Genomic DNA, 26,022 nt, shown 5'->3' on the forward strand with positions numbered 1-26,022 from the left:
GTGTCGGATCGCTCCACTCAGCGCCTGCAGAGCTTTTCTCCTCCCCCTGCTTGCAGGGGGAGGTCGGGAGGGGGTAAAGCTCATCTCCCGTCATTGGCAAGGACTGCCCACGCAACGCAAGTGGGAGCGTGCCCGTCGGTTGCGTAATGCGGCTACCGGCACTGTGAACGCTTGGCTGAGACAGTGGACGGGGAGGCGGGGCGCGGAGTAGTCACCAGAGCGACCCCACCCCAACCCTCCCCTGCAAGCAGGGGAGGGAGTTGATGCGCGGTGTGGGCTTGTTTCCGTGCCGCTGCGTGGAGTCGGCATACCACTGCCTGGAATTGCGTCGGATGTTCTTTTCTGCCTGCGGCGCAGGAGTGTCGAATCGCTCCACTCGGCGCCTGCAGAGCTTTTCTCCTCCCCCTGCTTGCAGGGGGAGGTCGGGAGGGGGTAAAGCTTCTCTCCCGTCATTGGCAAGGACTGCCCATGCAGCGCAAGTGGGAGCGAGCCCGTCGGCTGCGCAATGCGGCCACCGACGCCGAGCGGCATCTGTGGCGCCATCTGCGCTGTCGGCAAATCGTCGGATGCAAGTTTCGCCGCCAGTATCCGTTGGCCGGTTACATCGTCGATTTCGTCTGCATGCCGGCCCGGCTCGTGCTGGAGCTGGACGGTGGGCAGCACCTGGATGCGATGGCACGGGACGCTGATCGCACGCGGGCGATCGAGGCGCTTGGCTATCGGGTGTTGCGCTTCTGGAACGACGACGTGTTGCTGCGGACGGATGCAGTATTGGAGGAGGTGTGGAGGTGGGTGGAGTTGCGGGTTGGTGAAAGTTCGACCCCACCCCGGCCCTCCCCTGCAGGCAGGGGAGGGGGTTGATCGCGTGTGGTTGGCGATTGCGTTCCTGCGTGCGGAAGGGCGTGCTTCTTCCGCGCCGGTCTGCTGAGAGCGGAAAGGCGTGCTTCTTCCGCACCGGTCTGCTGAGAGCGGAAGGGCACGTATCTTCTGCGCCGGTCTGCTGAGAGGGGACGAAGCGGTGTCTACAACCACTTTGCCCGCTTGAGTCCCACGTAGATGCCGCCGACCACGCACAGCACCAGCACGATCATCAGGGGGTAACCCCAGGATTCGTGCAGCTCGGGCATGTTGGCGAAGTTCATGCCGTACCAGCTGATGAGCAGGGTGGGCGCGGCGAGCATGGCGGCCCAGCCGGCGAGTTTCTTCATCACTTCGTTCTGGCCGAAGGTGACCAGCGACAGGTTCACGCTGATCGCCGCGTTGAGCATCTCGCGCATCGCGTTGATCGCGTCGTTGACGCGCGTGGCGTGGTCGTGCACGTCGCGGAAGTAGGCGCGCAGTTCGTCGGGAATCAGCAGCGGATGCAGGCGCACCAACTGGCTGATCACGTCCTGCAGCGGCGATACGGCGAGGCGCAAGGTCATCAGGTCGCGCTGCATGTCGTACAGGCGGCGCACGGTGTCGCGGTTGAAGCTGTCGGCGAAGATGTCCTGTTCCAGCTCCTGCAGTTCCTCGCGGAAGTCGCGCACGATGGGCAGCAGGTTGTCCACGATGAAGTCCAGCACGCTGTACAGGCCGTAGCTCGGCCCCAGCGCCAGCAGTTCGGGCGAGTGCTCGCAGCTGCGTCGGGCCGGCGCATAGGACAGCGAGGCGCCGTGGCGCACGGTGACCAGGTAGCGTTCGCCCAGGAAGATGTGCGTTTCGCCGAACGCGATGTGGCCGCCGTCCAGTTGCGCGGTCTGCACCACCATGAACAGCGAGTTGCCGTACGACTCGATCTTGGTGCGCTGGTGGGCGGCGCCCTGCGCGTCCTCGATGGCGAGATCGTGCAGGTCGAACTCCTCCTGCAGCTTCAGCAGCAGCGCGGTGTCCGGCTCGTGCAGGCCGACCCAGACGAAGGTGTCCGGCTCCTTGAGCACGTCGCTGATCGCGTCGATGCTCACGTCGCCGATACGCTGGCCGTCGTTGCGGTAGGCGACGCAGTTGACCACCATGCGGCCGTCGGTCGGAGCGTCTGTATGGGTGGCGGGCGTCAACATGGCTGCATGATGCCGCGTGCGCCATGGGGCGGCAATGGCGGTCTTCTGCACTTTGCCGTCACGCGAGTGCAAGAATTTTTCGGCGGCCGCGAACACCGTTCGCGCCGCGGCTGGTCTCAGCCCGCCGGGGCCGCACGCCGCAGGCTCCACGCGATCGCCAGCCAGACCGGCAGGGCGAACAGGATCCACGGCTGGTTCTGTTGCACCGTGCCGGGCAGCAGGTGCAGCAGCACGGCGACCAGGGCGGCGGCGAGTTGCAGGATCAGCATGGTGTTCGCGAAGCGCGAGGGGGCGAGGCCGCGGCGCGCGCGCCACACGGCGCGCAGCAGCAGGAACGCGAGCGGACTGAACAGCAGCAGGTTTGCGTTGTGCCAGGCGGAGTGGTGGCTGGTGAGCGTCCACAGCGCCAGCAGCAGCAGGCCGACCAGGCCGGCGACGACGAGGTAGAGCGTGGCAAGCAGGGCGTGGACCAGCCGCGCGCGGCGCGCGGTGATGGCGAGCAGGGCGGCGAACACCAGCCCGGTCGCGCCCAGCGGCAGGCGCAGGTCCGGCGCCTGCGCAGGCGGCACGGACAGCCGGTTGGGCGACAGCAACCGTTCGTCCTGCACCAGCGGCTGCGTGCCGCCGTGGCCGTCGGCCACGTGGATGCCGCGCAGGTGGTTCTGCAGTTCCTGGGGCAGGAAGCTTTCGCTCCACGCGTTCATCGGCTGGTCGGCATAGGGACCGAGGCCGAGGTCCAGCACCAGCATCAGCCAGGGCTGTGCGCTCATCAGGCGGTCGGTCTGCTGGCGGTAGCTCATGCCGCCGGTCTGCGCGGACAGGCGCGCCTTCAGGATGCCGCCCAGCGCCTTGTCCAGCGCGTCGCGCACGCGCGTGGTGCAGTTGTCCGCGTAGTAGTCGTAGTTGTAGCCGGCATTCTCGGGGCGCAGGTTCCAGAACAGGAAGTCGCGCAGCGCGGCGGCCTGTTCGGGCGTGAGCGCCAGGCGCTGGCGGGTGACCGAGCGGCCGACCTGGGCGTAGTAGCCCTCTTCGTCGACCGCGGACTCGGCGTCCATCAGGTAATGCATGCGGCCGCGCGCGAAGTTGAGGAAGAAGTTCTTCTCGTTGAAGTCGAACACGCCGTAGTTGAAGTTCACCGCCTCGCCGCTGACGGTGTCGCGCAGCTCGATCGCGTCGTGGCCGAAGCGCTCCCAGTAGACCTCGCCCGGGCCGTAGGTGACCAGCGAGACTTCGAGGTTCGCGCCGGGGGCGTTGGCGACGCTGGCCTGCGCCGGGGCGGTGGCCAGCAGGAGCAGGGCGAGGAGGGAAAGCAGTTTGGCGAGGGGGCGCATGGTCTTTGGGCTTTGCCCCTCCCCCTGCTGGCAGGGGGAGGTTGGGAGGGGGGCTTGTGGCGAGCCTGTCTACCCCACCCCGACCCTCCCCTGCAAGCAGGGGAGGGGGAAAGTGCGGGTTCCCTGCATGCAGGAGGGGGAAAGTTCTGGTTCCCTGCAAGCAGGGGAGGGGGAAGTGCGGGTTCCCTGCAAGCAGGAGAGGGGGAAGTTCTGGTTCTCTGCAAGCAGGGGAGGGAGAGGTTCTGGTTTCCCGCAGGCAGCGGAGGGTGAAGCGCTGGTTCCCTGCAGGCGGCCGGAACGGTGGCTCAGGCGTCGTTGGCGCGGCGGGTGACGCGGAACTGCTGCACGCGGCGGTCGTCCGCTTCGGTGACGTGGAACAGGAATTCGCCGGCGACGGCTTCCTCGCCCGCTTCGGGCAGGTGGCCGAATTCAGCGGTGATCAGGCCGCCGATGGTGTCGAATTCCTCGTCGGAGAACGTGGCGCCCACGTCCTCGTTGAAGTCCTCGATCGGCGTGAGCGCGCTGACCAGCCACGAGCCGTCGGCCTGCGCATGGATCAGCGCGGGCTCTTCCTCGTCGTCGTGCTCGTCGTCGATCTCGCCGACGATCTGCTCCAGCACGTCCTCGATCGTGATCAGGCCGGCCACGCCGCCGTACTCGTCCACCACCAGCGCCATGTGGTTGCGGCTGCGGCGGAACTCGGCCAGCAGCACGTTGAGGCGCATGGACTCGGGGATCAGCACCGCGGGGCGCAGGATCGCGTGGATGTCGAAGTCGCTGCCGTTGCCGAAGAACTTCAGCAAGTCCTTCGCCAGCAGCACGCCGAGGATCTCGTCCTTGTCCTCGCCGTGCACGGGGAAGCGCGAGTGGCCGGATTCCACCACCGCGGCAAGGATGTCCGCCAGCGGCGCGTCGGCGGCGATCATCACGATCTGCACGCGCGGGATCATCACGTCGTCCACGCTCAGCTCGGTGACCTTGAGGGCACCTTCCAGCATGGGCAGGGTGTCGGCGCCGAGCAGGCCGTTGACCTGGGCGGTGCGCAGCTCGTCGATCAGTTCCGCGCGGTTGCGTGGCTCGCCGGAAAACAGATGGCCCAGTCGATCCCACCAGGTGCGATGGGCCGGGCCGCTGGTACTGCCGGGGTCGTCGTTCATTACTCGAAGTGCAACTGCCCGTGGCTGGGCGGAAAGCCGAGTCTAGCGGAAAATCCGTGACAATTCAGGGCACAAGCCCTTGCGGCCGAGATACGCCCGGTCCGGGGATGGCCCGGTTGATCGGCTGCTTGCTCGTCATTCCTGCGAAGGCAGGACAAGCGCAAAGCGCGCAGAACGCCCGCAGGGCGGCCCCGAAGGGGGAGCGCAGCGAGTCATCCAGTGCCCTTGTTTTCAGTGGCTTGCCGGCACAGGATGACCGGTTTCGCTGTTGTGAAGCGCCTCCAGCCTTCGCTGGGGTGATGAGCAAAATCAGACCATCCCTACGCGTAGGGATCGGCGATGTCCAGGCCGGCGAGGATGCGCGTCTCCAGCGCCTCCATCGCCTCGGCTTCAGCTTCCACCACGTGATCGTGGCCGAGCAGGTGCAGCGTGCCGTGCACGGTGAGGTGGGCCCAGTGGTCGCGCGCGCGCTTGCCCTGCTCGGCGGCCTCGCGGGCCACCACCGGAGCGCAGATCACCATGTCGCCGATCAGCGGGAGCCGCAGCCCCGGCGGCAGTTCCGCCTCGAACGAGAGCACGTTGGTGGCGTAGTCCTTGCCGCGGTAGTCGCGGTTGAGCGCACGGCCCTCGTCGACGCCGACGATGCGGATGGAAAGCTCCGCCGGCCGCCGCCGCCTCGCGCCGCGCAGCGCAGCCTCGACCCAGCGGCGGAAGCTCGCGGGCGCCGGGACGCCCACGCGCGGTACGGCGTAGCCCAAGTGGACCAGGGCGGGATTCGGAAGGGCGGCGCGCGGCATGGCGGTGGTCCGTGGTGGCGGAAGAGGTCAGGAGGCCGTTCCTGGCTTGTTCCGCACCCCGTTGCCCGAATCTCCGTTCGCGGCTTCCTCGAACGCCTCGTAGGCGCGCACGATCTTCGCCACCAGCGGATGGCGCACCACGTCGCGCGAGGTGAAGAAGGTGAAGCTGATGCCGTCCACGCCGCGCAGCACTTCCACCGCGTGGCGCAGGCCGGAGCGCACGTTGCGCGGCAGGTCGACCTGGCTGACGTCGCCGGTGATCACCGCCACCGAGCCGAAGCCGATGCGGGTGAGGAACATCTTCATCTGCTCGACGGTGGTGTTCTGCGCCTCGTCGAGGATCACGTAGGAATCGTTCAAGGTGCGGCCGCGCATGTAGGCCAGCGGCGCGATCTCGATCACGTTGCGCTCGATCAGCTTGGCGACCTTCTCGAAGCCGAGCATCTCGTACAGCGCGTCGTACAGCGGGCGCAGGTAGGGGTCGACCTTCTGCGTGAGGTCGCCGGGCAGGAAGCCCAGCTTCTCGCCGGCCTCGACCGCGGGGCGCACCAGCAGCAGGCGCTGCACGCGGTTCGCCTCCAGCGCCTCCACCGCGCTGGCCACGGCGAGATAGGTCTTGCCGGTGCCGGCCGGACCCACGCCGAAGTTGATGTCGTGGCGCGAGATGGCGTGCAGGTAGCGCGCCTGGTTGGGGCCGCGGCCCTTGATCACGCCGCGCTTCACCTTGATCAGCACTTCCTGCGCGCCTTCGCCCGCGTCGGCGGCCAGCGCATCCACGCCGGACTCGGCCAGGTGCAGGTTGATCTTCGCGCCGTTGAGGGTTTCGTTCTCGGTGACGGCGTAGAGCGCGCGCAGCACTTTTTCCGCGCTGCGCGCGGCGGCTTCCTCGCCGATCGCCTTGAACAGGTTGCCGCGATGGTCGATCTCCACGCCGAGGCGCAGTTCGATCTGGCGCAGGTGTTCGTCGAACGGCCCGCACAGGGTGGCAAGCCGGGCGTTGTCTTCGGGATCGAGGGCGAAATCGCGTTCGTTGAGGCCTGGGGTCATGGATTCGTTGAAGGACTTGGGGAATGAATCCTTCTCCCTCCGGGAGAAGGTGCCGACAGGCGGATGAGGGTGCAGGCGGAGCGTATTGCCGGAAACTTGCCGCCAGTCCGAACCCTCACCCCAACCCCTCTCCCGGAGGGAGGGGGGCTTTGTTTCTCAGGCGGCTTCTTCAGCCAGCGCATGCACGCGGCCGCGCAGCGAGTTCGTCATGGCGTCGGTGACCAGCACGTCGACGAAGCGTCCGATCATGCGCGCGTCGCCGGGGAAGTTCACGTAGCGCATGTTCTCGGTGCGGCCGGCGAGTTCGTGCGGGTTCTTGGTGCTGGGCTTTTCGACCAGCACGCGCTGCACGGTGCCGACCATCGCCTCGTTGATGCGCTTCGCGTTGGCGTTGATCGCGGCCTGCAGCTGTTCCAGCCGCTGGTGCTTGACGGCCATCGGCGTCTCGTCGGCGAGGCTGGCGGCGGGTGTGCCGGGGCGGGCGGAGAAGATGAAGCTGAAGCTCTGGTCGAAGCCCACGTCGTCGATCAGCTTCATGGTCTTGCCGAAATCCTCGTCGGTTTCGCCGGGGAAGCCCACGATGAAATCGGAGCTGATGCAGATGTCCGGGCGCACGGCGCGCAGCTTGCGGATCTTCTGCTTGAACTCCAGCGCGGTGTAGCCGCGCTTCATCGCGGCGAGGATGCGGTCGGAGCCGGCCTGCACCGGCAGGTGCAGGAAGTTCGCGAGCTTGGGCACGCTGGCGTAGGCCTCGACCAGCGAGTCGGAGAATTCCAGCGGGTGCGACGTGGTGAAGCGGATGCGGCCGATGCCCTCGATCTGCGCGATGGCGTGGATCAGCACGGCAAGGTCCGCAATGCCGCCGTCGTGCATGGGGCCGCGGTAGGCGTTGACGTTCTGGCCGAGCAGGTTCACCTCGCGCACGCCCTGTTCGGCGAGCTGCGCCACTTCCACCAGCACGTCGTCGAACGGACGGCTGATCTCGGTGCCGCGGGTGTAGGGCACCACGCAGTAGCTGCAGTACTTGGAGCAGCCTTCCATGATCGAGACGAAGGCGGTGGGGCCCTCGGCGCGCGGCTCGGGCAGCTTGTCGAACTTCTCGATCTCGGGGAAGGAGATGTCCACCTGCGGCTGGTGGGTGGCGCGGTTGGCCTCGATCAGCTCGGGCAGGCGGTGCAGGGTCTGCGGGCCGAACACCAGGTCCACGAACGGCGCACGCTTGATGATGGCCTCGCCCTCTTGCGAAGCCACGCAGCCGCCCACGCCGATCAGCACCGGCTTGCCGCCCTGCTTGAACTCCTTCCAGCGGCCGAGCTGGCTGAACACCTTTTCCTGCGCCTTCTCGCGGATCGAGCAGGTGTTGATCAGGATCACGTCCGCCTCGGACTCGTCCCGGGTCAGCTCCAGGCCGTGCGAAGCCTTGAGCACGTCGGCCATCTTGGCCGAGTCGTACTCGTTCATCTGGCAGCCGTGGGTCTTGATGAAAAGCTTGCCGCTCATGGTGCTGGTTACCGTGGTTGCGCGGGGCGCGGCATGGATGGCGCCGAACCGCGCATTTTACGCTGGCCGGCCGCCGGCTGCCAGCAAGCGGGCCTGCCGGATCAGGCACTTGGAAGGCGTCCGGGGTGGTCGCAGCGCACGAAACGGCACCTCGGCCCTTGGCGCCGCCGCGTCGCGGCGGCACACTCCCGCCATGTCCGACGCCGTACGCCACAGGGGGAGTGCCGGCCGGCTGCGTGCGCGCTCCCCGTCATTCGCCACGATCCCGCGCGGGATCGCGCTGGCCGGCGTGCTGCTGGCCGGCCTGCTGTGGTGGCCGGCGGCGCGGGCGGGCGAGCTGTATCGCTGCACCGGCGCCACCGGCGAGACGGTGTTCACCGGCAGCACGGCGGGCTACCAGGCCTGCCACAAGCTGGGCAGCTACGGCGCGCCCGCGCGGCGCGCAGCCAAGGCCTCGCTGCAGCAGGTGCGCGGTGCGGTGGTGGGTACCCGGCCGGGTGCCGAAGCCGCCTCGCTGGCAGCGGTGCAGGGCGGCGTGCTGAGCACCGCGAAGCCGCCCCCGGCAGCCGATGCGCCGCCGCCGGCCTCGGCGGTGCCGACCGGGGTGCGCGGGCGCTGGACCTACCAGCAGTCGAGCGGCAAGGCGGTCGCGCTGCCGGACCTGCCCGCGGCCGCGGCGCCGGGCGACCGCGTGCTGCGCGGCGCGGTGTACCGCATCGTGCGCGCCGACGGCAGCGTGGAGTACACCAACATCCGGCCGGCCGGGCGCAACGCGCCGGCGGCGACGATGCTGTTCAGCTACATCGCCACCTGCTTCGCCTGCAACCTGCACTCGCCCGTCCGCTGGGGCAGCGTGCCGCTCAACCTCACCGCCTACGCCGAGGCGATACGCACGGCCAGCATGGAGTACGGCGTGGACGAGGCGTTCCTGCGCGCGATCATCCACGCCGAAAGCGCGTTCAATCCGCGCGCGCTGTCGCTGAAGGGCGCGCAGGGGCTGATGCAGCTGATGCCGGGCACCGCGAACGACATGGGCGTGCTGGACGCGTTCGACATCGGCCAGAACATCCGCGGCGGCGCGCGTTACCTCGGCGTGCTGCTGCGCGATTTCGGCGGCAACGAGCGCCTCGCCGCGGCGGCCTACAACGCCGGCCCGGGCGCAGTGCAGCGCTACAACGGCGTGCCGCCGTATGCGGAAACCCAGGTCTACGTGCAGCGCGTGGACACCTTGCGCAAGCGCTACGAGGCGGCGCTGCGTCCGCCGCTGGCGGCGGCCGGGCCGGGCTGAGTCACTGCGGCTCGTTGCCGGTCGAGGCTTCCACGCTCATCGGCGGGCGTTCGGTCAGCGTGGCCTTGGTATGGAACGGGCTGCCGTTGCGCAGGCCGGAGAGTTCCACCGTGGTGCCGGGCTTGATCGCCGACTCGCGCCGGCGCAGGTCGGCCGGGTCGCGGATGTTGTCGTCGCCGATGCGCAGCAGGATGTCGCGCGGCTGGATGCCGGCGAGCGCGGCCGGGCTGCCGGGATACACGTCGGCGACCTGGGCGCCGCGCGCCGCCGCGGGCAGGCCGCTGTCGGCGGCCACCGGCACGAAGGTGTAGTCCGCGCCCAGCCAGCCGCGCACCACGTGGCCGGTGGCGACGATCTGGTCCAGCACCTTCTTGGCCGTGCCCACCGGGATCGCGAAGCCTATGCCCTCGGCGTTCGCGGCCTTGCCGATCAGCGCGGTGTTGATGCCCACCAGCTTGCCGTCCGCGTTGACCAGCGCGCCGCCGGAGTTGCCGAGGTTGATCGCCGCGTCGGTCTGGATGAAGTCCTCCGCGCTGGAGCTGTTCAACTGGCGGCCCACCGCGCTGACGATGCCCATGGTCACCGTCTGGTTGAGGCCCAGCGGATTGCCGATCGCCAGCACCACGTCGCCGGGGCGCGGCTTGTCTTCGGCGATCCGTATCAACGGCAGGTTGCCGGCGTCGATCTTCAGCACGGCCAGGTCGGTCTCCTCGTCCGAGCCGACCACCTTGGCGCTGGCCACGCGGCCGTCGTACAGCAGCACCTGGATGTCGGTGGCGTGCGAGATCACGTGGTAGTTCGTGAGTACGTAGCCCTGTGCACTGACGATCACGCCCGAGCCCAGCGTCTGCTCGCGGCGCGCGTAGGTGGTGAGCGTGCCGCCCAGCAGCTGCTGCAGGACGGGGTTGTCGTACATCTTGATCGCCGGTTCGTTGACGATCTTGTCGGCGTAGATGTTCACCACGGACGGCGCCGCCTCGGCGACCGCGTCGGCGTACGAGGTCGGCGCGGAAGGCGCCGGCGCTCCCGCCGCCGGCGCGGTGGGCAGGCCCAGCCGGGCGCGCAGGCGCTCGCCGCTGCCGGGCCAGAACAGGCCGATCACGAACGCAGCCGCGAGGCCGACGACGACACAGCGGGCGAGAAAGGCGAGCGTGCCGGCGGCATGTTTCATTTCGAGCTGCAATCCGTGACGGGCGGGCGGACGGTAGGGTAGGCTGGTGGAGGCAGGGGAGCGTCGATACGTCGCGGTGCTTTTATTGTACGGTGCGGGGGCTGACGCTAGACTAACGCGATTTTTAGGGGTTCCGAATCCTTGCCGGGGCAAGAGCCCTTCCTGACGCAGCAAGTACACCAAGTACCGGAGAGCCTGATGGCGAACGAAGTCGTCGATCATGGCCGCCGCCGGTTTCTCACGACGGCCACCGCGGTGGTCGGTGGCGTGGGAATCGTTTCGGCGGCCGTGCCCTTCATCAAGTCGTGGGAACCCAGCGCGCGCGCCAAGGCCGCCGGAGCTCCGGTCACCCAGTCACTCAAGAAGATCGAGCCGGGCCAGCAGCTGATCGTGGGCTGGCGCAGCCTTCCCGTGTTCATCGTCAACCGGACGCCGGCGCAGCTGGCGACGCTGCCGAAGCAGGACTCGCGCCTGGTCGATCCCAAGTCCGACGGCACCTCCGCCGGCCAGCAGCCGAAGTACGCGCAGAACGAGGCGCGCTCGATCAAGCCCGAGTGGCTGGTGATGGTCGGCATCTGCACCCACCTGGGCTGCGTGCCGGCCTACGCGGGCGAGATCAAGCCCGAGCCGTTCGACCCGAACTGGCAGGGCGGCTACTACTGCCCCTGCCACCACTCGCGCTACGACATGGCCGGACGCGTGTACCAGGGCGTGCCCGCGCCGAAGAACATGGAAATCCCGCCGTACCACTTCATCGACGACACGACGGTGCAGATCGGCGTGGGTCCGGAGGGAGCAGCGTAATGGCCAACGTATTCGCAAGCATCGGCGACTGGGTCACCGAGCGGGCACCGGGCCTGGCGCCCATGTACCGCAAGCACATGTCGGAGTACTACGCGCCGAAGAACTTCAACCTCTGGTACTACTTCGGTTCGCTGGCGATGCTGGTGCTGGTCAACCAGATCGTCACCGGCATCTTCCTCACGATGAACTACAACCCGAGCGCGGCCGGCGCGTTCGACTCGGTGCAGTACATCATGCGCGACGTGGAGTGGGGCTGGCTGATCCGCTACATGCACTCCACCGGCGCATCGCTGTTCTTCGTGGTGGTGTTCCTGCATATGTTCCGCGGCATGATGTACGGCTCGTACAAGAAGCCGCGCGAGCTGGTGTGGCTGCTCGGCATGCTGATCTTCCTGGTGCTGATGGCCGAGGCGTTCATGGGCTACGTGCTGCCGTGGGGCAACATGTCGTTCTGGGGCGCGAAGGTGATCGTGTCGCTGTTCGGCACCATCCCGGTGATCGGCAACCAGCTGGTCGAGTGGATCATGGGCGACTTCCTGCCCGCCGACGCCACGCTCAACCGCTTCTTCGCGCTGCACGTGATCGCGCTGCCCATCGTGCTGCTGCTGCTGGTGGTGCTGCACCTGGCCGCGCTGCACGAGGTGGGCTCGAACAACCCCGACGGCGTCGACGTCAAGCACGGCCCCAAGGGCAACCGCTGGAACCCGGCGGCGCCCACCGACGGCATCCCCTTCCACCCGTACTACACGGTGAAGGACCTGTTCGGCGTGGGCGTCTTCCTGATCGTCGCGGCGTTCATCATCTTCTTCGCGCCCAGCTTCGGCGGCTGGTTCCTCGAGCACGACAACTCGATCGCGGCGAACAACCTGCTCACCCCGGCGGAGATCAAGCCGGTGTGGTACTTCACCCCGTTCTACGCGATCGTGCGCATGATCCCGTCGTTCGCCGGCACCGCCGTGTGGGGCGTGCTGGCGATGTTCGGCGCGATCGTGGTGCTGTTCCTGCTGCCCTGGTTCGACCGCGGGCAGGTCAAGTCGGTGCGCTACCGCGGCACCGGCTTCAAGGTGGCGCTGGCGCTGTTCGTGATCGCGTTCCTCAGCCTGGGCGCGGTGGGCGCCGGCCTCGTCGCCGAGGCGATCCCGGCCTGGTTCGGCAACGTCGACGTGACCGCCTGGGAGAACGCGTTCGGCCGCACGATGACGCTGATCTACTTCGGCTTCTTCGCGTTCCTGTGGGCCTATACACATTTCGGCTGGGAGAAGACCAAGCCGGTTCCGGATCGGGTGACGATGCATGACTAAGCCGACGCTCTTGATGAAACGGATCCTTCCCGCGGTTGCGCTGACCCTGGGCCTGCTCGTCGCCGGCCAGCCGGCGGCGCAGGCGGCGGAAGGCGGTGCGGCGCTGATGGCGTCGGGCTCCGGCGTGGGCGACCAGGCCTCGCTGCAGCGCGGAGCCAAGCTGTACTTCAACTACTGCGTGGGCTGCCACTCGCTGAAGTACATGCGCTACTCGCGCATCGCCGACGACCTCGGGCTCACCGAGCAGCAGGTGATGCAGAACCTCAACTTCACCGGCGCGAAGTTCGACGATCCCGTGATCTCGCACATGCCGGCGGAAGACGCGACCAAGTGGTTCGGCAAGGAACCGCCGGACCTGTCGCTGGAAGTGGGCGCGAAGACCGCCGACTGGGTCTACACCTACCTCAACACGTTCTACCTGGACCCGAAGAGCCCGATCGGCTGGAACAACACCACGCTGCAGAACGCGTCGATGCCGTTCCCGCTGTGGGAGCTGCAAGGCCAGCAGACCGCGGTGAAGAAGCCCGGCAGCGACGCGGTGGAGAAGCTGGAGCTGAGCCATCCGGGCAAGCTGACCCCGGCGCAGTACCAGCAGGCCACGCGTGACCTGGTGAACTTCCTGGAGTACGTTTCGGAGCCGGCGGCCCTGCAGCGGCACAACTACGGCATCTGGGTGCTGTTGTTCCTGGCGCTGTTCACGCTGCTGGCCTACCTGCTCAAGAAGGAATACTGGAAGGACGTCCACTGATTCAGGGGCTACACCCGTAGGGTGCGGTGGTCCGGGAGTCGGCCGACTTCCGGACCGCCGCATTCGTGCCACCGCAACAGGGAATACCGCGCATGGTTCCAAGCGCCCGCTCGCGTACCGCACTCACCCTCTACACCACGGCCGACGACGTCCAGAGCCACCGCGCCCGCCTGGTGCTTGCCGCCAAGGGCGTCGCCTACGAACGCGTGCTGGTGGAGCCGGGCAAACCGCCGGAGGACCTGCTCGACCTCAACCCCTACGGCAGCACGCCCACGCTGGTCGACCGCGACCTCACCCTGTATGACGCCAGCGTGGTGTGCGAGTACCTCGACGAGCGCTATCCGCACCCGCCGCTGATGCCGATCGATCCGCTTTCCCGCGCGCGCCTGCGCGTGGCGGCGGTGCGCATCGAGAAGGACTGGCTCACCGAGGTGGACGTCATCCGCGCCGGCGGCCGCACCGCCGATCCGGCGCGCAAGCGCCTGCGCGCCCACCTGCTGGCCGCGCTGCCGCTGTTCAAGGCCGCCCGGTTCTTCCTCAACCCCGAGATGAGCCTCGCCGACTGCCTGGTGGCGCCGGTGGTGTGGCGGCTGCCGTGGCTGGGCGTGGACCTGGGCCGCGAGGGCAAGCCCATCCTCGACTATGGCGAACGGCTCTTCCACAGTCAGGGTTTTTCGCGCAGCATGACCGAGCAGGAAAAGGCCATGCGACCCTGATGAACGAAGTAACCCATCCGATGACTTCCAACCGCCCCTATCTGCTGCGGGCGGTCTACGACTGGATCAGCGACAACGGGCTCACCCCGTACCTGCTGATCGACGCCACCGGCGAAGGCGTGCGCGTACCGCCGCAGGTGGTCAAGAACGGCCAGGTGGTGCTGAACATCGCGATGCGCGCGGTGGCGAACCTGGAACTGGGCAACGACTGGATCGGCTTCTCGGCGCGCTTCTCCGGCGTCAGCCACGCGCTGCGCATCCCGGTCGGCTCGGTGCTGGCGCTGTACGCCCAGGAGAACGGGCAGGGCATGATGTTCCCGGCTGACGAGGAAGGCGGCGACACGCCGCCGCCCGCATCGGCGCCCGACGAGCCCGGCTCCGGCCAGAACGGCGGTTCCCAGGAAAAGCCCAAGCGCGGCGCGCCGCACCTGCGGGTGATCAAGTAGGCAGCGGCCCCGCCGGCGCTGCGCGCCGGCTCAGTGCAAGGTGTCGCCGCCGGAACGCTGGCGCGGGCGCAACGGGACCACGTTGCTGGCGCGCGACGCTTCGTCCGGCTGCGCGGCGACCTCGTCTTGGGCAGGGGGCGCGTGCCGCGGTTCCGGCGCCGCCATCGCGGCGGCTTCGGGCGGCATCAGCACCACCGTGGGCAGCCGCAGTTCGCTCATGCCGTCCCCCAGCATCCACAGCGAGCCCTGTTCGCGGTCGGCGCCGTCGATGCTCACCTCGAAACCGTAGCAGCGCTCCAGCCGCCGCCGCCCGGCCACGCGGCGCAAACGCAGCGCGCGCAGGCCCACGGTCTCGTCCAGCAGTTGCAGGCCGTGGCGCTCGCACTGCTGCCGCGCCATGGCGGCCGCGCGCTCGCGCGCCGCGCTCAGCTTCAGCCACAGCCCGATCACGGCGACCAGCGCCAGCAGTACCAGGAGGTCGTTGACGTTGCCCATGCGTGCAAGTGTGTGGGCGGCCGGCGCGCCGCGCAAGGCGGCGCCGGAAGGGCTCAGCCCAGTTGCAGGCGCAGCGACAGGTCGACCGCGTGCACGTGCTTGGTCAGCGCGCCCACCGAGATGTAGTCGACGCCGGTGCGGGCGTACTCGCCGATGGTGGTGAGGTCCACGTTGCCGGACACTTCCAGCGGCACGCGCCCGGCGGTGAGCTGCACCGCCTCGCGCATCAGCGGCACGCTGAAGTTGTCCAGCATGATGCGGTCCACGCCGGCGGCGAGCGCCTGCTGCAGCTCGTCCAGGTTTTCCACTTCCACTTCCAGCAGCAGCGTCGGATGCAGGCGTCGCGCCGCGGCCGCCGCCGGCGCGATGCCGCCGGCGGCGATGATGTGGTTTTCCTTCACCAGGATCGCGTCGTACAGGCCGATGCGGTGGTTGTGGCCGCCGCCGCAGCGCACGGCGTATTTCTGCGCCAGGCGCAGGCCTGGCACGGTCTTGCGGGTGTCGAGCACGCGCGCCCGGGTGCCGGCCACCGCGGCCACGTAGGTGGCGGTGACGGTGGCGGTGCCGGACAGCAGTTGCAGGAAGTTCAGTGCCGAGCGCTCGGCGCTCACCAGCGAGCGGGCATGGCCGGACAGGCGGCATATCACGGTGCCTGGCGCCACGCGGGCGCCGTCGCCCACCGCCCAATCGATGCGCACGGCCGGGTCCAGGCGCCGGAAGCAGGCGTCGAACCATGGCGCCCCGGCGATCACCGCGTCGTCGCGGCAGGTGAGCGCGGCTTCGGCCACGGCGTCGGCCGGCAGCAGTTCGGCGGTGGCGTCGCCGTTGCCGAGATCCTCGGCAAAGGCCCGTGCCACGTCGGCGGCGATCAGTTCGGGTCCGGGCGGGTCGAACGGGAGGCGGGGGTTCATGCAGCAGGCGTGCCGGGTTGGGCCGGGCCGGGCTGGCGCAGGCGCGTGACGATGGCGCTCATCGCGCGATCGAACAGCGCGTTGGTGGCCAGCACCTGCGCATGGCCGCCGGCCAGCAGCACGGCCAGTTCCTGCGGGGCGTAGTCGGCCACCTTGAGGCCGCGCCGGTTGACGAACAGGTAGCGGCCGCTCATCGGGCTGATCCACGACAGCTTCGCGCGCACCATCGGTTCGTCGGGCAACTGGAATTCCAGCCAGACCCCGGGTTGCAGCGCCTCCACCTGGTGCCACTCGGGACTGTCGGTGGCGACCGGCACGCTCTCTCCGGGCAGTTCGTCGGGGTCCGCGGCATGCGGCTCGACGATGGGCTGGATGCTTTCCGGGATCGCGGCGGTGGCGCCGACGGCCGGTGCGGCGCCGCGCGCCGGTTCGCCCAGCAACTGGCCGTACCAGTCGCGCAACTGTGCCAGCAGGCGCTCGATGTCCTGCGGCTGGAACGCGACGTTGGCCAGGCCCAGGCGCAGCGCGCGCTCGATGCCGGGGAGCAGCTGCCGCAGTTGCTGGCGGGCGAGCGGATCCTGCGGCGGCTGCGTGCTGGCGATGAAATCGTCCACGAAAGCCAGCCCGTCGCGGAACTCGGCCGAGTCCTCGCCCTGGCGCAGCAGCACCAGCACCAGGTGGTTGGCCCAGGCGCGCGCCAGCACCTCGTGCACCAGCGCCGGCAGCTTGCGGCCGCCGATGCGGTCGACGATCTCGCGGGCGGCGCGGCGCCGTGCCTGTTCCAGTTTCTCGCGGCCGCGCGTGGACTCGGCCACGCGCTGCTCGGCCAGTTCGGAGCGGCGCCGGTTCAGTTCGTGGAACTGCTGCAGGTCCAGCAGCAGGCGCTCGAAGATGCCCAGGTCGTCGTCGAACTCGTGCAGCAGCTGGTCGACGATGGCCTTGACCTTGTCGTGCAGGCGGCCGTCGCGATCCGACTCCGGCGACCAGCCCTTGGCCTGTTCGGCCAGCGCGTCCAGCAGGCGGCGCGCCGGGTGCTGGCGGTGCGCGAACATCTTGCGGTCGAGGATCGCCGCCTTGAGGTAGGGGATCTGCAGCCGCGCCAGCATCACCTGCATTTCGGCCGGCAGGGTCTGGTCCTCGAGGATGAACTCGAACAGCATGCCGACCAGGTCGATGGTGTCTTCGTCGATGTGGGTGACGTGGCTGGGGCGGCTGCCGCGCAAGGCGCCGAGCTGGCCCAGCAACTGCTCCTTGAGCTGGGCCACCACTTCCCGTTCGAGGCGGCCGTCGCCGGCCGGCATGCTGGGCGCCGGCATCGCGCCGGCGGCCAGTTGGGTCTGCAGCACGCTGAGCGCGCCCAGCAGCTCGTTGGTGGAGGGCGGCGGACCGCCGGCATCGCCGGGCCGGACGTGCGCGACGGGGCTGCCGCGCCGTGCCACGAACAGGCCGTGCAGGGTCTGCAGCAGTTCGGCCGTGGCGGGGTCGCCGGTTTCGTCCGGCCCCGCCGCCGCGCTGTCGGTTTGCGGCGACGGCTGCGGGCGGGAGTCGCCGCGCGGCATCGCCGTGCGCAGCTGCGGCAGCACCCCGGCGCGGGCCAGTTCGGCATTCGCCTCGGCGTACAGGTCTTCAAGCGTGGACAGCACGTAGCGGTCGAACAGCTTGTAGATGAGCAGCTTGACGCGCATGTCCGCGCTCAGCTCCTTCAGCGCCTGGCGGAACGCCTGGGTCAGCGCGGCCGGGGCGATCGGGTTGCCGGCGTCCTCGATCTTGCGGCCCGCGCAGATCACCGAGAGGCGCTGGTTGATCGCGAACAGGTCGTGCACGAGGCGGCTCTCGTGCTTGCTGTTCATGCTGGTGATCGCCAGCGACTCCTCCAGCTCGGAATCCCCCACCAGCGACAGCTCGGCCATGGGCGGCATCGGGGCGGCCGGCGCGGAGCGTCCGGCCAGCGCGCCCAGCTCGCGGTTCACGGTGGCGAGGAAGCTGCGCTCGATCGCCGGGCGGCGCTTGCGCACTTCGCGCATGCCGTCGAAGTAGTGCGTCTGGGTGGCGTTGTTCTCGGCCTTCTCGGCGAGGTCGAACAGCGCGTCGTCCACGTGCTCGAACAGGTTGCCCAGGCCTTGCTGCAGGCGCTTGCCGGCGATGCCGCGCACGGCATTGAGCAACTCGCCCACGCGCTCGCCCGTGGCGTCGGCGCGCGGCGCCAGCGGCACGATCTTGGGCGGTTCATAGGCTTCGTTCATGGCCACAGCGGAAGCTCGTCGTTGGCGCCAGGCGTCCTGCGGTTGGTTCGTCGATCCGTTGACGAGGGTTCGAAGCGTGGGAACACGTCAGGCCGCGGCCGGGAAATCGTCGAGCTGGGTGGTGCCTATGCCTTCCTCGGGCAGCATCACGGGGATGCCGTCGTCTACGCGGTAGATCAGCTTGCGGTCGATGGTGACCAGGCCTTCGTCCAGTCGCTCGCGCACCGGCGCTCCCGCCGTCGTCACCACTGCGCCGGCCGCGATCGCGCCGTTCAGCGCGTCCAGCTCGGCGCGGGCCAGCGGACGCACCGGCGTCTTGCTGACGGGGCAGCACAGGATGTCGAGCAGGCGCTTGTCCATGGCGGAAAATCGTTGTGGCACCGGAAAGCCCGTACAATAACCACTTTTGGACGGCCGGGCCATGACAGCAACGACGGAAACGCCGCGGGTGGGCGTGGTGATGGGGTCGCGTTCCGACTGGGAAACCATGGAACATGCCTCCGGGGTGCTGACCGAGCTGGGCGTGGCGCACGAGGTGCAGGTGGTGTCCGCCCACCGCACGCCGGACCTGCTGTTCCGTTATGCCGAACAGGCCGTGGGCCGCGGCATCCAGGTGATCGTCGCCGGCGCCGGCGGGGCTGCCCATCTGCCGGGCATGCTTGCCGCCAAGACCCGGTTGCCGGTGTTCGGCGTGCCGGTGCAGTCCAAGGCCTTGAACGGCATGGATTCGCTGCTCTCGATCGCGCAGATGCCGGCCGGCATCCCGGTGGGCACGCTGGCGATCGGCCGCGCCGGCGCGGTGAACGCGGGCCTGCTCGCCGCGGCGGTGCTGGCGTTGACCGACCCCCGCCTGGCCCAGTCGCTGGAGCAGTGGCGCGCCAGGCAGACCCAGGCCGTGCTGGACCAGCCGGACCCCCGCGCATGAGCGCATCGCGACAACCGGTGCTGGGCATCCTGGGCGGCGGCCAGCTGGCCCGCATGCTGGCGCTGGCGGCCGCTCCGCTGGGCGTGAACACGCTGGTGGTGGACAGCGCCGCCGACGCCTGCGCCGGCCAGGTGGCGCCGCTGGTCAGGGCCGACTGGACCGACTACGCCGCGCTGGAGGATTTCGCGCGCAAGGTCGACGTCGCCACCTTCGATTTCGAGAACGTGCCGGCCGAAACCGCGCAATGGCTGGCCGAGCGGGTGGCGGTGTTCCCGAACCCGCGCTCGCTCGCGATGGCGCAGGACCGCCTGGCCGAGAAGACCCTGTTCCGCGAATGCGGCCTGGCCACGCCCGCCTTCCTGGCGGTGGACGACCGCGCCGGCCTGGACCGCGCGCTGGCGGCGGTGGGCGCCCCGGCCATCCTCAAGACCCGGCGCCTGGGTTACGACGGCAAGGGCCAGTTCCGGCTGAAGACCGTGGCCGACGCCGATGCCGCCTGGGCCGAGCTGGGCGCGCAGGCGACAAAGCATGGCTTGATCCTGGAGGCCTTCGTGCCGTTCCAGCGCGAACTGTCGGTGCTGGCGGTGCGCAGCCGCGACGGCGATTTCCGCACCTGGCCGCTGACCCGCAACTGGCACGTGGATGGCGTGCTGAGCTTCAGCCTCGCTCCCGCTTCCGACATCGACGAGCTGCAGCCGCGCGCCACCGCGCTGGCGCGCACGCTGGCCGAGCGGCTGGACTACGTGGGCGTGTTCGCGCTGGAGCTGTTCGTGCAGGACGGCGAGCTGCTCGGCAACGAGATGGCGCCGCGCGTGCACAACTCCGGCCACTGGACCATCGAGGGCGCGCACACCAGCCAGTTCGAGAATCACGTGCGCGCCGTGCTGGGCCTGCCGCTGGGCGACACCGGCGCGCGCGGGATGTCCGGGATGTTCAACTGGATCGGCGAGCTGCCCGACCCCGCGCCGGTGCTGCGCGGCGTCGACGCGCACTGGCACGACTACGGCAAGCAGGCGCGGCCGGGCCGCAAGGTGGGGCATGCCACGGTGTGCGCCCCGGTTGCGGCGGTGCTGGCGCAGCGACTGGAGGGGATGGGGCGCGAGTTGGGGCGCGAGGCGCAGGTGGTTCCGGCAGTGGAAGTGCTGCGAGCTTGAGTTGCCTGTCGTTGCCCGGGGCATGAAAAAGCCGCGGATGTCCGCGGCTTTTTCTGTTTTTGGCGCTTGAGAAGCCAAGGCAGGAGCGTGCGTGCCTGATGGTCGAAAAAGGGGCTGCCGCCCCTTTTTCGACTCGCCTGATTCGCGGGGCGAATCAGGCTCCGCTGCGCGTGCGCCCGTCCGTGTGCGCGCAGGGTCAGGCGCGCTTGCGCGCTTAACCCTGCATCGCCTTGGCGACTTCGGCCAGGTAGTCTTCCTGCACCTTCTCGATGCCTTCGCCCACGGCCAGGCGCACCACGGCGACGACGTCGGCGCCTTCCTTCTTCAGCGCCTCGCCCACGGTGACGTTGGTGTCCAGCACGTAGGGCTGGCCGACCAGGGTGACCTCGGAGACGATCTTGTTGATCTTGCCCGAGACGATCTTCTCCAGGATGTCGGCCGGCTTGTTCTTTTCCTTGTCCGACATCGCGGCCAGCGCGATTTCCTTTTCCTTGGCGATGAAGTCGGCGGGGACGTCCTCGGCCTTCACGTAGGGCGGGTTCATCGCCGCCACGTGCATCGCGATGCCCTTGGCCAGCTCGTCCGAGCCGCCCTTGAGCGCCACGATCACGCCGATCTTGCCGCCGTGCGAGTAGGTGGCCAGCGGGCCGGCGTTCTCGACGCGCGCCGCGCGGCGCACTTCGATCTTTTCGCCGATGGTCGCGGTCTGCGCCTTGGCGGCTTCCTCGATGCTGGCGGCGCCGGGGAAGGCGGCGGCCTTCACGGCGTCGATGTCGCCGGCGCTGGCCTGCAGGGCGGCCTCGGCGACGGCGTTGGTGAACTCGATGAAGTTCGGCGCCTTGGCGACGAAGTCGGTCTCGCTGTTGACCTCGACCAGCACGGCCTTGCCGTTGGCCTGGGCGGCGGCGATGCGGCCTTCGGCGGCGATGCGGTCGGCCTTCTTCTCGGCCTTGACCATGCCGGTCTTGCGCAGCCATTCCATCGCGGCGTCGATGTCGCCGCTGTTCTCGACCAGCGCCTTCTTGCATTCCATCATGCCGGCGCCGGAACGCTCGCGCAGTTCCTTGACCAGTTGGGCGGAGATATTGCTCATCGGTATTCCTCGAATGCTCATGGCGTCGCGGCGGGTCGCGCCACGACGTCGGGATGGCTTGTCGTTGCGGCGGCGGTTGCCCGCCGCCGTATCGGCTTACTTGGCGTCGCGCGGGCCACGTGCGCCGTCGCGACCGCCGTCGCGGCGCGGCGCGCCGGCACCCTTGCGGGGGGCGGCATCGCGGTCGCGACGCGGAGCGGCCTGCTTGCGCTCGCTGCGCTCGGCCTTGGCGACCGGGTTGCCTTCCTCGTCCAGTTCGACGAACTCGTTGGCGTCGCCCTGGGCGGCGGCCGGCGCGGCGGCCTTGCCTTCCAGGATCGAGTCGGCGGCGGCGCGGGCGTACAGCTGGATCGCGCGGATCGCGTCGTCGTTGCCCGGGATCGCGTAGTCCACCAGCTCCGGGTTGTAGTTGGTGTCGACCACCGCCACCACCGGGATGCCCAGCTTGCGGGCTTCCTGCACGGCGATGTCTTCGTGGCCGATGTCGATCACGAACAGCGCGTCGGGCAGGCGGTTCATGTTCTTGATGCCGCCCAGCGAGTTCTCGAGCTTCTCGCGCTCGCGGCGCAGGGACAGCACCTCGTGCTTGACCAGCTTGTCGAAGCTGCCGTCGGTCTCGGCGGCTTCCAGCTCCTTCAGGCGGCCCACCGACTGCTTCACGGTGCGGAAGTTGGTGAGCATGCCGCCCAGCCAGCGCGCGGTGACGAACGGCATGCCGGCGCGGGTGGCCTCGTCGATCAGCGCCTCGCGGGCCGAACGCTTGGTGCCCACGAACAGGATGGTGCCGCGCTTCTGCGCCAGGCCCGACAGGAAGTTCATCGCGTCGGTGAACAGCGGCAGGGTCTTCTCGAGGTTGATGATGTGGATCTTGCCGCGGGCGCCGAAGATGTACGGGGCCATCTTCGGATTCCAGTAACGGGTCTGGTGACCGAAATGCACGCCGGCTTCGAGCATCTCGCGCATGGTGACTTGAGCCATGGTGTAACTCCTTGCGTTGGGCCTTTTTGTGGTGGCCCGGGGGGTTGGGACCTCCACGCATCCCCGGCTTCGACCGCAGGGCCTCCTTGAATGACGGAGACGGCTGCGGCACCCCGAAGGCGGTGCCGATGCGTGTGTGGCGTTGGTTTGGGCTTGTACCGCTGCGCGGTTACAATCCCGTTTCGCCTTGCAGTGAGCGCGCGTCGATCGGATCGATCACGGTCTGCAAAACTGTGAGATTGTAGCCGGTACGCCGGCGCGGCGGCAAGTTGCCTGCAATGCCGGCTTGATCGGCAGGCGGGGCGCCGCCATCTGGACTACCGAGATGGCTATTACGCTTAAATCCCCCCAGGACCTCGAAGGCATGCGCGTGGCCGGCCAAATGGCCGCCGAGGTGCTGGCCATGCTCAAGGAACACGTCAAGCCCGGCGTCACCACCGAGGAGCTGGACCGGCTGGCCTACGAGCACATCGTCAACGTGCAGAAGGCGGTGCCGGCCAACGTGGGCTACCACGGCTTCCCGAAGACGCTGTGCACCTCGGTCAATCACGTGATCTGCCACGGCATCCCCAGCCCGGGCAAGGTGCTGAAGGACGGCGACATCGTCAACCTCGACGTCACCGTGATCAAGGACGGCTGGCACGGCGACACCAGCCGCATGTACGTCGCGGGCACGCCCTCGGTGCTGGCCAAGCGGCTGGTGGACACCGCGTTCGAGGCGATGATGCGCGGCATCGGCGTGGTGCGCCCCGGCGCCACCCTGGGCGACGTGGGCCATGCGATCCAGCAGCATGCCGAGGCGGCAGGCTTCTCCGTGGTGCGCGAGTACTGCGGCCACGGCATCGGCAAGGTCTACCACGACGAGCCGCAGGTGCTGCACTACGGCAAGCCCGGCACCGGCGTGGAACTGAAGGAGGGCATGACCTTCACCATCGAGCCCATGATCAACGCCGGAAAGCCGCATACCAAGCAGCTGCCCGACGGCTGGACCGTGGTCACCAAGGACCACTCGCTGTCCGCGCAGTGGGAGCACACCATCGCGGTGACCGCCGACGGCTTCGAGATCCTCACGCCCTGGCCGGACGCGGGCTGAGGCGCGGGAACAGCGCCCTCCGCAGTGGTTTCCAACGAAAAGGCCCAGCCGCATGGCTGGGCCTTTCGTTTGTCCCGGCAGGGCAGGCCGCCGGTGGTCGGCCTGCCGCCGCGCCAAGGGGCGGCTTACTCCTTCCCTTCCGCCGGCGCGTTCTTCACGTAGCGGTCGAACCACTGCAGCATCTCGGCCACCACCTGCTCGTTGGATTCCAGCGCGGTGTACCAGTGCGGCTCGTGCGGCAGCATCACCAGGCGCACCGTGCCGCCGTTGCCGCGGATGGCCTGGAACAGCTTGCGCGACTGGATCGGCTCGGTGCCGGGGTTGGCGTCGTCCTCGCCGTGCACCAGCAGCAGCGGCAGCTTGGTCTTGTCGGCGTAGAAGAACGGCGAGGCCTTCAGGTACACGTCCTGCGCCTGCCACACCGTGCGGCGCTCGTTCTGGAAGCCGAACGGGGTGAGCGTCTTGTTGTACGAGCCGCTGGTCGCCACGCCGGCGCGGAACAGCTTGGTGTGGGCGATCAGGTTCGCGGTCATCAGCGCGCCGTGGCTGTGGCCGGTGACGCCGATGCGGTCGCGGTCCACCACGCCCAGTTCCACCGCCTTGTCCACCGCGGCCTTGGCGTCGGCCTCCAACTGCTCCAGGTAGGTGTCGTAGGCGGTCTTGGGGTCGCCGACGATGGGGAAGGAGGCGTTGTCGATGATCGCGTAGCCCGCCAGCAGCATCAGCCGGTAATAGGGCAGGCGGGTGAAGGTGTTCTGGCTGCCCGACACCTGGCCGGCCTGTTCGCTGCTGGCGTAGTCGGCCGGGTAGGCGTACAGCACGGCCGGCAGGCGCGTGCCCGGCTTGTAGCCCGGCGGGGTGTACAGGGTGAAGGACAGGTCCAGGCCGTCGGCGCGCTTGTAGGTCACCAACTGTTTCTTGATCTGCCGCACTTCCGGGGTCGGGTCGGGCACCCGGGTGAGCTGCCGGCCGGCGGAGGCGTACTGCGCTTCGCCATCGGCGGCGTCGACCGTGCGCTCGCCCAGCGTGCGCACGAACGCGTTCGGCGGATCCATCAGCGACTGGTGCCAGGTCAGGAACCGGCCGGGTTCGCCGGCGAAGCCCAGGAACTGGTCGTAGTCGTCGGTGCCGCTGCGGAACAGCCGCTCGCTCTTCAGCGTGGCCAGGTCCAGCCGGTCGAGGAACGGACGGTCGCCCCGCTTCGAGGCGCCTTGCCCGCGCAGGAACACCGCGCCGCCGTCCATGCGCGCCGCGTAGGCGCCGTTGGGCAGCACCTGGTAGACGAACATGCCCGGGTCCTTGTACAGCTCGTCGCTGGACATGTCCCACAGCACGCGGCCGGCGTCGCCCGGCTTGTCCACGTCGACGATGCGGGTGGTCTGCCAGTGGCGGTTGTCGTCGATCTCGTACTGGAACGCCACGTCCGGCTTCGGCGTCCACACGTAGCCGACGAAGCGCTGCTTGGTGCGGGCGATCTCCACCGGCTTGCCGGCGAACGGCGCCTTCCAGCTCATCACCTTGTCGCGTGCCGGCACGTCGACGTTCCAGTCGCCCTTGTCCAGCGCTTCGGACCACACCAGGGTGGCCGGTGCGGTGGCGCGCCATTCGAAGTTGATCGGGCCTTCCGGCACGCCGTGGATGGGCACGCGGTCGGCCAGCGGCAGGCTGGCGACCGGCGTGGAGGTGCCCTTGTCCACGTCCAGCACCGCCACGTCGTGCGGGAAGCGCTGGTAGGTCACGGTGTGCGAGAACGGCGGCTTGATCGCGTCGACCAGCACGTGGACGCCGTCCGGCGCGGCGTCGACCCCCTTGTAGATGGCCGGCTTGCCGACGTTGCGCACGCTGCCGCTGGCCGCGTCCACCACCGCCAGTTGCGAGCTGCCGTAGTACGCGAACAGCGCCTCGTCGTGCGCGCTGGCCAGCAGGTCGCGCGCCTCGTAGGTGCTGCTCTGGCCCTTGCCGCCCAGCGACTGCTGGATGTCCGGGCCGATGCCGGCGGCATTCCCGGCCGGCGCCGGGCCCTGGCCGTCGGGCACCTTCTTCACCAGCAAGGTCTTGCTGCCGTCCAGCCATTGCATCGCGCTGTCGAAGATCGGGTTGAGCTGCACGCCGGGCACCTTGTGCGCCTGGCCGCTGGCGGCATCGCCCAGCCACAGTTCCACCGCGGTGGGCGTGACGTTCTGGAACACGAGGCGGTTGCCGTCCGGCGACCAGCGCGCCGGCCCCGGGCAGGCACCGGCCGGCAGGGCGACCCTGGTCTCCTTGCCGCTGGCGATGTCGACCAGGGTGAAATCGGCCACGCAGGCCGGGATGCCGTAGCCGGCGGGCGTGTCGTGGCGGCTGCGGTTGGCCGGCTCCAGGCGCACGCCGGCCAGCTTCAGGTACGGCCGCGCCACCCGTTCTATGGACGGATAGGTCTGGCTGGTGACCAGCAGCATGCGCCGGCCGGTGGGGTCGAGGCTGGGCGAGGGCGGCGGCGGCGCTTTCAGCACCTTCAGCAGATTGGCCGGCGGCACCGCGTATTCGGCGAATGCCGGCGCGCTTCCCAGCAGGCAGGCGCCCGCGACCAGCATCGCAGGCCAGGTAATTCGAAGATGCATCCCGATCTCCCCATGTAATGAATGGCGACGGGCGCCCCGGCCTCCGGCCGGGCACGCGTCCCCGGACTCTAGCAGTCGCAATTGCTTGCGAACTGGGCCATTGGTTGGGGGCCTGCCCCGGCATGCGGCCTGCTTGCCGCTTGGGCACAATGGCGGCTCCCCCCCAGCCAACCGCAGCCCGTGAC

General features: G+C 69.0%; 24 protein-coding genes. 10 read left to right on the plus strand and 14 right to left on the minus strand.

The features are described 5' to 3' along the window. The first annotated feature begins 468 nt into the window (after positions 1-468). Positions 469-861 carry an endonuclease domain-containing protein gene (locus PCA_RS05255; RefSeq protein WP_181301547.1) on the plus strand — a complete coding sequence of 131 codons (393 nt, stop codon included), beginning with the start codon at positions 469-471 and terminating at the stop codon, positions 859-861. A gap of 161 nt (positions 862-1,022) precedes the next feature. On the opposite strand, the gene PCA_RS05260 is transcribed toward PCA_RS05255, so the two are convergent. The 6 genes from PCA_RS05260 to miaB all read right to left on the minus strand — a co-directional run bounded on the left by PCA_RS05260 (position 1,023) and on the right by miaB (position 7,871). Further along, positions 1,023-2,039 (minus strand): magnesium and cobalt transport protein CorA, encoded by a 1,017-nt coding sequence (locus PCA_RS05260; protein ID WP_255436678.1) that lies wholly within the window; start codon positions 2,037-2,039, stop codon positions 1,023-1,025. 116 nt (positions 2,040-2,155) lie between these two features. Next, positions 2,156-3,370, minus strand: coding sequence for a DUF4105 domain-containing protein (locus tag PCA_RS05265; protein WP_181301548.1), 1,215 nt, complete (start codon positions 3,368-3,370; stop codon positions 2,156-2,158). Positions 3,371-3,675: 305 nt separating this feature from the next. Then, positions 3,676-4,527: a transporter associated domain-containing protein gene (locus PCA_RS05270; RefSeq protein ID WP_181301549.1), complete on the minus strand. Its 852-nt coding sequence runs from the start codon at positions 4,525-4,527 to the stop codon at positions 3,676-3,678. A gap of 320 nt (positions 4,528-4,847) precedes the next feature. Next, positions 4,848-5,324, minus strand: coding sequence for an rRNA maturation RNase YbeY (ybeY, locus tag PCA_RS05275; protein WP_181301550.1), 477 nt, complete (start codon positions 5,322-5,324; stop codon positions 4,848-4,850). A 27-nt stretch (positions 5,325-5,351) separates the two neighbouring features. Then, on the minus strand, positions 5,352-6,371 hold the full coding sequence (locus PCA_RS05280; RefSeq protein WP_181301551.1) for a PhoH family protein: 1,020 nt from the start codon (positions 6,369-6,371) through the stop codon (positions 5,352-5,354). Positions 6,372-6,527: 156 nt separating this feature from the next. Beyond that, positions 6,528-7,871, minus strand: coding sequence for a tRNA (N6-isopentenyl adenosine(37)-C2)-methylthiotransferase MiaB (gene miaB, locus PCA_RS05285; protein WP_181301552.1), 1,344 nt, complete (start codon positions 7,869-7,871; stop codon positions 6,528-6,530). A 193-nt stretch (positions 7,872-8,064) separates the two neighbouring features. Between miaB and PCA_RS05290 the strand changes: the two genes are divergently transcribed. Then, the gene (locus tag PCA_RS05290) at positions 8,065-9,159 is read left to right on the plus strand and encodes a lytic transglycosylase domain-containing protein (RefSeq protein WP_181301553.1); all 1,095 of its coding nucleotides are present in this window, start codon (positions 8,065-8,067) and stop codon (positions 9,157-9,159) included. A gap of 1 nt (position 9,160) precedes the next feature. On the opposite strand, the gene PCA_RS05295 is transcribed toward PCA_RS05290, so the two are convergent. Then, positions 9,161-10,330: a trypsin-like peptidase domain-containing protein gene (locus PCA_RS05295; protein WP_181301554.1), complete on the minus strand. Its 1,170-nt coding sequence runs from the start codon at positions 10,328-10,330 to the stop codon at positions 9,161-9,163. Between the two features lie 198 nt (positions 10,331-10,528). On the opposite strand from PCA_RS05295, the gene petA reads away from it, so the two are divergent. The 5 genes from petA (at position 10,529) to PCA_RS05320 (ending at position 14,345) form a co-directional block, all read left to right on the plus strand. After that, positions 10,529-11,134: a ubiquinol-cytochrome c reductase iron-sulfur subunit gene (gene petA / locus PCA_RS05300; RefSeq protein WP_181301555.1), complete on the plus strand. Its 606-nt coding sequence runs from the start codon at positions 10,529-10,531 to the stop codon at positions 11,132-11,134. Beyond that, complete coding sequence (locus PCA_RS05305; RefSeq protein WP_181301556.1) at positions 11,134-12,435, plus strand: cytochrome bc complex cytochrome b subunit; 1,302 nt, start codon at positions 11,134-11,136, stop codon at positions 12,433-12,435. Before petA ends, PCA_RS05305 begins: the two co-directional genes overlap by 1 nt. Before the next feature lie 13 nt (positions 12,436-12,448). Continuing rightward, entirely contained in the window at positions 12,449-13,183 is a 735-nt protein-coding gene (locus tag PCA_RS05310; RefSeq protein WP_181301557.1) for a cytochrome c1, read from the plus strand. A gap of 92 nt (positions 13,184-13,275) precedes the next feature. Then, positions 13,276-13,899 carry a glutathione S-transferase N-terminal domain-containing protein gene (locus PCA_RS05315; RefSeq protein ID WP_181301558.1) on the plus strand — a complete coding sequence of 208 codons (624 nt, stop codon included), beginning with the start codon at positions 13,276-13,278 and terminating at the stop codon, positions 13,897-13,899. Between the two features lie 20 nt (positions 13,900-13,919). Further along, on the plus strand, positions 13,920-14,345 hold the full coding sequence (locus PCA_RS05320; protein ID WP_181301570.1) for a ClpXP protease specificity-enhancing factor: 426 nt from the start codon (positions 13,920-13,922) through the stop codon (positions 14,343-14,345). A gap of 30 nt (positions 14,346-14,375) precedes the next feature. On the opposite strand, the gene PCA_RS05325 is transcribed toward PCA_RS05320, so the two are convergent. The 4 genes from PCA_RS05325 to PCA_RS05340 form a co-directional block, all read right to left on the minus strand. Beyond that, the gene (locus PCA_RS05325) at positions 14,376-14,840 is read right to left on the minus strand and encodes a DUF3301 domain-containing protein (RefSeq protein ID WP_181301559.1); all 465 of its coding nucleotides are present in this window, start codon (positions 14,838-14,840) and stop codon (positions 14,376-14,378) included. A gap of 53 nt (positions 14,841-14,893) precedes the next feature. Beyond that, the gene (nadC, locus tag PCA_RS05330) at positions 14,894-15,751 is read right to left on the minus strand and encodes a carboxylating nicotinate-nucleotide diphosphorylase (RefSeq protein WP_181301560.1); all 858 of its coding nucleotides are present in this window, start codon (positions 15,749-15,751) and stop codon (positions 14,894-14,896) included. Continuing rightward, the gene (locus PCA_RS05335) at positions 15,748-17,994 is read right to left on the minus strand and encodes a DUF1631 domain-containing protein (protein WP_181301561.1); all 2,247 of its coding nucleotides are present in this window, start codon (positions 17,992-17,994) and stop codon (positions 15,748-15,750) included. Before PCA_RS05335 ends, nadC begins: the two co-directional genes overlap by 4 nt. A gap of 87 nt (positions 17,995-18,081) precedes the next feature. Beyond that, a complete protein-coding gene (locus tag PCA_RS05340; RefSeq protein ID WP_181301562.1) occupies positions 18,082-18,354 on the minus strand; it encodes a Trm112 family protein in 273 nt (90 codons plus the stop codon). A gap of 61 nt (positions 18,355-18,415) precedes the next feature. Here PCA_RS05340 and purE point away from each other — a divergent pair, with 61 nt between their 5' ends. Beyond that, a complete protein-coding gene (gene purE, locus PCA_RS05345) occupies positions 18,416-18,919 on the plus strand; it encodes a 5-(carboxyamino)imidazole ribonucleotide mutase (RefSeq protein ID WP_181301563.1) in 504 nt (167 codons plus the stop codon). Continuing rightward, positions 18,916-20,073, plus strand: coding sequence for a 5-(carboxyamino)imidazole ribonucleotide synthase (locus PCA_RS05350; protein ID WP_181301564.1), 1,158 nt, complete (start codon positions 18,916-18,918; stop codon positions 20,071-20,073). Before purE ends, PCA_RS05350 begins: the two co-directional genes overlap by 4 nt. A 214-nt stretch (positions 20,074-20,287) precedes the next feature. On the opposite strand, the gene tsf is transcribed toward PCA_RS05350, so the two are convergent. Both tsf and rpsB read right to left on the minus strand, forming a co-directional pair. After that, the gene (gene tsf, locus PCA_RS05355) at positions 20,288-21,166 is read right to left on the minus strand and encodes a translation elongation factor Ts (protein ID WP_181301565.1); all 879 of its coding nucleotides are present in this window, start codon (positions 21,164-21,166) and stop codon (positions 20,288-20,290) included. A 96-nt stretch (positions 21,167-21,262) separates the two neighbouring features. Continuing rightward, positions 21,263-22,144 (minus strand): 30S ribosomal protein S2, encoded by an 882-nt coding sequence (gene rpsB, locus PCA_RS05360; RefSeq protein WP_181301566.1) that lies wholly within the window; start codon positions 22,142-22,144, stop codon positions 21,263-21,265. A gap of 325 nt (positions 22,145-22,469) precedes the next feature. On the opposite strand from rpsB, the gene map reads away from it, so the two are divergent. Beyond that, positions 22,470-23,237, plus strand: a complete 768-nt coding sequence (gene map / locus PCA_RS05365) for a type I methionyl aminopeptidase (RefSeq protein WP_181301567.1) — start codon at positions 22,470-22,472, stop codon at positions 23,235-23,237. Positions 23,238-23,362: 125 nt separating this feature from the next. Here the strand turns inward: map and PCA_RS05370 are convergent, their stop codons facing one another. After that, a complete protein-coding gene (locus PCA_RS05370) occupies positions 23,363-25,837 on the minus strand; it encodes a prolyl oligopeptidase family serine peptidase (RefSeq protein ID WP_181301568.1) in 2,475 nt (824 codons plus the stop codon). Positions 25,838-26,022 lie beyond the last annotated feature (185 nt).

The organism is Rhodanobacter sp. PCA2 (assembly GCF_013620825.1).
In the GTDB taxonomy this organism is placed as follows: domain Bacteria; phylum Pseudomonadota; class Gammaproteobacteria; order Xanthomonadales; family Rhodanobacteraceae; genus Rhodanobacter_A.

Excerpts from the sequence above, each read along its gene's own strand:
- purE (WP_181301563.1), top strand. The coding sequence starts at position 18,416 with ATGACAGCAACGACGGAAACGCCGCGGGTGGGCGTGGTGATGGGGTCG.
- nadC (WP_181301560.1), bottom strand. The coding sequence starts at position 15,751 with ATGAACCCCCGCCTCCCGTTCGACCCGCCCGGACCCGAACTGATCGCC.
- PCA_RS05350 (WP_181301564.1), top strand. The coding sequence starts at position 18,916 with ATGAGCGCATCGCGACAACCGGTGCTGGGCATCCTGGGCGGCGGCCAG.
- miaB (WP_181301552.1), bottom strand. The coding sequence starts at position 7,871 with ATGAGCGGCAAGCTTTTCATCAAGACCCACGGCTGCCAGATGAACGAG.
- map (WP_181301567.1), top strand. The coding sequence starts at position 22,470 with ATGGCTATTACGCTTAAATCCCCCCAGGACCTCGAAGGCATGCGCGTG.
- tsf (WP_181301565.1), bottom strand. The coding sequence starts at position 21,166 with ATGAGCAATATCTCCGCCCAACTGGTCAAGGAACTGCGCGAGCGTTCC.
- petA (WP_181301555.1), top strand. The coding sequence starts at position 10,529 with ATGGCGAACGAAGTCGTCGATCATGGCCGCCGCCGGTTTCTCACGACG.
- PCA_RS05265 (WP_181301548.1), bottom strand. The coding sequence starts at position 3,370 with ATGCGCCCCCTCGCCAAACTGCTTTCCCTCCTCGCCCTGCTCCTGCTG.
- rpsB (WP_181301566.1), bottom strand. The coding sequence starts at position 22,144 with ATGGCTCAAGTCACCATGCGCGAGATGCTCGAAGCCGGCGTGCATTTC.
- ybeY (WP_181301550.1), bottom strand. The coding sequence starts at position 5,324 with ATGCCGCGCGCCGCCCTTCCGAATCCCGCCCTGGTCCACTTGGGCTAC.
- PCA_RS05260 (WP_255436678.1), bottom strand. The coding sequence starts at position 2,039 with ATGTTGACGCCCGCCACCCATACAGACGCTCCGACCGACGGCCGCATG.
- PCA_RS05320 (WP_181301570.1), top strand. The coding sequence starts at position 13,920 with ATGACTTCCAACCGCCCCTATCTGCTGCGGGCGGTCTACGACTGGATC.
- PCA_RS05370 (WP_181301568.1), bottom strand. The coding sequence starts at position 25,837 with ATGCATCTTCGAATTACCTGGCCTGCGATGCTGGTCGCGGGCGCCTGC.
- PCA_RS05340 (WP_181301562.1), bottom strand. The coding sequence starts at position 18,354 with ATGGACAAGCGCCTGCTCGACATCCTGTGCTGCCCCGTCAGCAAGACG.
- PCA_RS05280 (WP_181301551.1), bottom strand. The coding sequence starts at position 6,371 with ATGACCCCAGGCCTCAACGAACGCGATTTCGCCCTCGATCCCGAAGAC.
- PCA_RS05310 (WP_181301557.1), top strand. The coding sequence starts at position 12,449 with ATGAAACGGATCCTTCCCGCGGTTGCGCTGACCCTGGGCCTGCTCGTC.
- PCA_RS05255 (WP_181301547.1), top strand. The coding sequence starts at position 469 with ATGCAGCGCAAGTGGGAGCGAGCCCGTCGGCTGCGCAATGCGGCCACC.
- PCA_RS05290 (WP_181301553.1), top strand. The coding sequence starts at position 8,065 with ATGTCCGACGCCGTACGCCACAGGGGGAGTGCCGGCCGGCTGCGTGCG.
- PCA_RS05270 (WP_181301549.1), bottom strand. The coding sequence starts at position 4,527 with ATGAACGACGACCCCGGCAGTACCAGCGGCCCGGCCCATCGCACCTGG.
- PCA_RS05305 (WP_181301556.1), top strand. The coding sequence starts at position 11,134 with ATGGCCAACGTATTCGCAAGCATCGGCGACTGGGTCACCGAGCGGGCA.
- PCA_RS05335 (WP_181301561.1), bottom strand. The coding sequence starts at position 17,994 with ATGAACGAAGCCTATGAACCGCCCAAGATCGTGCCGCTGGCGCCGCGC.
- PCA_RS05325 (WP_181301559.1), bottom strand. The coding sequence starts at position 14,840 with ATGGGCAACGTCAACGACCTCCTGGTACTGCTGGCGCTGGTCGCCGTG.
- PCA_RS05295 (WP_181301554.1), bottom strand. The coding sequence starts at position 10,330 with ATGAAACATGCCGCCGGCACGCTCGCCTTTCTCGCCCGCTGTGTCGTC.
- PCA_RS05315 (WP_181301558.1), top strand. The coding sequence starts at position 13,276 with ATGGTTCCAAGCGCCCGCTCGCGTACCGCACTCACCCTCTACACCACG.